Below are 3,730 nucleotides of genomic sequence, written 5' to 3' on the forward strand. Positions count from 1 at the left end.
AGCCCTATTTCGGCATCGATTTCGGCAAATGGTCACCGCAGAAAAAAACATCGCACGGCAACGCACAGCGCCCACACTCTACAAGATAGCAGGTGATTCGGCGAGGGGTGGGCTGGGCGAGGGCGTGGCGATGTTCATCGCGGCGATTCGGGATGACCCCGGCAGTGCGATTTCCCTTGCACGCCACGGGATTCACGTCAGACTTCGAAGTAAGGGCTGGCGATGACGTCGGCCCGTCGGGTGGCGTCGCGACCGGCGCCCCCGCATAGAGACCTGTGTGGGGAGGTAAAGACAGGTGTCCTCAAGAGCGAGCATGCAGACGCTGGGGCCCGGTACGCGACTCGACTTCAGGAATGATCGGCGTCGCCCGGTAGAGCTGGTCCTGCAGACTGACCACGGCAGTCGTATCCGCATGATTGTACCCATTGGCTGCGAGGTCGAGTTTAGCGTCGGGAACGAGCGGGCAACGGTGTATGTCCTGGAACCGGATGCCCAAGGACCGACGCTTCGAAGCGTCGGCGGCGAGTAACCGCAAGGCGGTGGGGCTTTCGCGCTGACGGCCAGCCGGGCCTCCAGGCCCTGTCCGCAGCTGGGGTGCGGCATGTTGCCAAAGCACGGTTCAGACCAGAGCCAAGCTGCCCGGCAACTCTTTGCCGCCAGGTCAGGCTCACGCGCACAGGAGCCACCGATGAAAGTTCTACGGGATCGGGTCGCAGTGATCACCGGCGGAGGCAGTGGGCTGGGGCGGGAACTGGCCCTGGAGTGCGCGCGCCGGGGCATGTCGGTCGCCCTGGGTGATGTGGACGAGGCGGGAATGGAGGAGACCCGGCACCGCATCCAGGCAGCCACCCAGGGGGTGGCCTGTGCGACGTACGCACTGGATGTCTCCCGACTGCCGTCGATGGAGGCATTCGCGGACGCGGTTATGACCCGGTTCGGGGCAGTGCATGTCCTGTTCAACAATGCGGGCGTGGCCGTGAACGGTCCGCTATGGGAGTACACGGTGGCGGACTGGCAATGGGTGCTGGGCGTCAATCTGTACGGGGTTGCCTGGGGAATCAAGGCCTTTGTGCCGCGAATGCTGACTCAGGGGGAGGGCCACGTGGTCAATACGGCATCGGCTGCCGGCTGGGTGAACGCGCCGGGCAGCGGAATCTACAACACCAGCAAATGCGGTGTTGTCGCCATGTCGGAGACCCTGGCACTGGATTTGCGGGATGCGCAGGCGACTATCGGCGTGACCGTCGTCTCCCCGGCCTTTTTCCCGACCCCCATCGCCAACTCGGGGCGCAACCGGCCCGTTGAACTCGCCGACACGGCCCCCATGAGCGAGGCGCGTCGCCGGCGCAGCGATGAGCTTCAGTATGCCGTAGCGCATGGGCGCATCCCAGCCGATACCATCGCCAGTGTGACCCTGGACGCCGTGCAGGCCGATCAGTTTTATGTCTTTCCGCACCGCGCCATCAAGGACTTGGTGCGCGCGCGGGCTGAGGCCGTGCAGGAGGAGCAGACGGTCTTCGATACGCTTGCCGGGCGCTAGTGTCCTGTTAACCGGAATTCGTTCTATCCGCGTTCTCGCCGCTGCACGGCGCTGGAGCATGCGCGCCATGGCGCCACCTTGACGGCCCATTCCGCCCACGGGGAGTTGCGCAATGGCGACGGCAGCCGAGCGACCACCCGCCTGGTTAATGATCGGGACCGGCATGCTGGTAACCGTGGTGGTACTGGTGTTCGCCCGTCTCGCGTACGGGTTCATCGTTCCGCCCATGCGCGAGGGGCTTGGGCTGAGCTACCAGCAGGCGGGCACCCTCGGGGCGGTCACCGCCCTCGGCTATCTCTGCTTGGTCATGGTCGCGGGCATGGCGGCTGGTCGGTTTGGTGGCCGGAATACCGTGCTGCTCGGTGTCATGCTGGTAACCGTGGGCTTCGCGGGCCTGAGCGTGGCAACCGAGTACTGGGTGCTGATCGTGCTGATGGCACTGCTCGGGTTCGGCACCGCATTCGGTTACACCCCGCTGGTGTCATTGCTCTCGACCTGGTTTCCGCAACGCCGCGGGGCTGTCATCGGATTGCTCAACGGCGGCGTGGGCGCCGGTATGCTGCTGTCGGGGACGCTAATCCCCTATGCGCCTGTGGTGTTCGGTGATGCCGGCTGGCGCGTGACGTGGGCACTGTTTGCCGTGGGCGGGGCGGTGGTCGTCGCCGCAGTGCTTGCGTTTTTGCGTAACCCACCAGTGCCAACCGCGGCGCAGGGTCAGCCGCCGAGCGCGAATCGGGCGGCAGTGTTTCGCAATCGCCACGTGATCATCGTCGGGCTGGTGTATGGCGTGCTCGGCACCACCTACATCGTGCAGGTGGTGTTCATGTACAGCTTCGCCCTGGAGTCCGGTATTCCGGGCGTGACGGCAGGGCGACTGGCGGCGGCGATGGGTGCGCTGGGGATTTTCTCCGGGCTGGCATGGGGTTGGCTTTCCGATCGCATCGGTCGCGGGTGGGCGTTGCTGTTCTCCATGGCCCTGTACCTGCTTGGTATGACTTTCCCGGTGGCACTGCCGACCTTGGGTGGATTCGCCGCCCATTATCTGATACTCGGCATCGCGGTGACCGGTGTGTTCACGTCAGTGCTCGCAGCCTGTACCGAACATGTGCCTGCTCGCGAGGCACCGCTGGCAGTGAGCTATGTCACACTCTTCATGGCCGCCGGGCAGCTCGCCGGGCCCGCTGCGGCCGGCCTGCTGATTGACGGGACTGGCGGGTTCCGACTGGCGTTCGCTACGTGCGCAGTGCTGATCGCCGTGGGTGTGATTCTGAGCTGGCAGGTGCGTGCCTACCGGCCGCGTCCCACGGTCACTGGCACTCCCCTTTGAATGGCTCCTCAGCGTGTGCGGTTCGGCCCCGAGCGTGCTAGTGTCCTGTCACCGAAATTCGGTTACAGGACACTAGCCTGATTGACTCCTACACCGTTTGAAGGGCCAGACCGATGCGATTGTTTCGGGGCCGGCGCAAGCCCCCCTTCGCGGATCAGATAGCATCCCGATTCGCCTTCTGGATCATCAACAACTACCCGCCGCCCGATCAGACCGCCGTGGAGCAGCTGGAGCGCGAGCGCCGGCGCCACCTGCAGTGGCTGGCCGCCCAGGCAGGGATCTACCTATCCTTCGGTGGGCTGTTGGCCGTACTCGCTCCCCAGATGGCCGTGTTTGTCGCGGTCCTCGTGCTGCTGCTTGCCGCGCCGACACTGTGGCTGCTCGGGCGCGACTGGGTCGCCACCCCGGCGCTGTTCGATTCGGCGGAGGCGGTGGAGGGGTTGCTCGACGAGGTGGACAAGGCATGCGAACGCTCCGAGGCCGTGTCCCACTATCGCAAGAGGTTGCGCCGATTGCGCCGGCCGATCCTGCGGATCGAGGCGCTCGCCATGGTAACGGTTCCGGATCTCGACCCCTCGGAATGGCAGGAATGACCGGCTGCAACCCTTGCGCTCGCTGTGCTGGTTGCGAACGGGCCGCCGCATGGGTTTGCAGGGCCCTGTTTCCGGCCTTCTCCCGGGCGCTAGTGTCCTGTAACCGAAATGCGTTGTCTTTTGCTTGTCGGTGCGCCTTCGAGGCTAGGCCTGCCCGTTACCCACATTTGGGGCTGGACAAACGCGTAGTCGCTCGCTACTGTGCCCGGTATGCGGGCACAGAGCCAGATCAAGCGGACGTTGAGCGAACCGGCGAGCATCGCGCGCGTG

General features: G+C 65.1%; 5 protein-coding genes. All 5 read left to right on the plus strand.

Going from position 1 to position 3,730, the window contains the following annotated elements; translation table 11 throughout:
- Positions 1-226, plus strand: a 226-nt coding sequence (locus QZT63_RS12770) for a hypothetical protein (RefSeq protein ID WP_290651743.1), incomplete at its 5' end; no start/stop codon positions are given.
- 87 nt (positions 227-313) lie between these two features.
- On the plus strand, positions 314-529 hold the full coding sequence (locus QZT63_RS12775) for a hypothetical protein (RefSeq protein ID WP_290651745.1): 216 nt from the start codon (positions 314-316) through the stop codon (positions 527-529).
- A gap of 159 nt (positions 530-688) precedes the next feature.
- A complete protein-coding gene (locus QZT63_RS12780) occupies positions 689-1,540 on the plus strand; it encodes an SDR family NAD(P)-dependent oxidoreductase (protein ID WP_290651747.1) in 852 nt (283 codons plus the stop codon).
- Between the two features lie 112 nt (positions 1,541-1,652).
- Complete coding sequence (locus QZT63_RS12785) at positions 1,653-2,867, plus strand: MFS transporter (protein WP_290651749.1); 1,215 nt, start codon at positions 1,653-1,655, stop codon at positions 2,865-2,867.
- Between the two features lie 113 nt (positions 2,868-2,980).
- Positions 2,981-3,460 carry a hypothetical protein gene (locus QZT63_RS12790; RefSeq protein ID WP_290651751.1) on the plus strand — a complete coding sequence of 160 codons (480 nt, stop codon included), beginning with the start codon at positions 2,981-2,983 and terminating at the stop codon, positions 3,458-3,460.
- Positions 3,461-3,730 lie beyond the last annotated feature (270 nt).

The sequence above is a fragment of the Aquisalimonas sp. genome (assembly GCF_007120195.1).
Taxonomy (GTDB): domain Bacteria; phylum Pseudomonadota; class Gammaproteobacteria; order Nitrococcales; family Aquisalimonadaceae; genus Aquisalimonas.

Excerpts from the sequence above, each read along its gene's own strand:
- QZT63_RS12775 (WP_290651745.1), top strand. The coding sequence starts at position 314 with ATGCAGACGCTGGGGCCCGGTACGCGACTCGACTTCAGGAATGATCGG.
- QZT63_RS12780 (WP_290651747.1), top strand. The coding sequence starts at position 689 with ATGAAAGTTCTACGGGATCGGGTCGCAGTGATCACCGGCGGAGGCAGT.
- QZT63_RS12785 (WP_290651749.1), top strand. The coding sequence starts at position 1,653 with ATGGCGACGGCAGCCGAGCGACCACCCGCCTGGTTAATGATCGGGACC.
- QZT63_RS12790 (WP_290651751.1), top strand. The coding sequence starts at position 2,981 with ATGCGATTGTTTCGGGGCCGGCGCAAGCCCCCCTTCGCGGATCAGATA.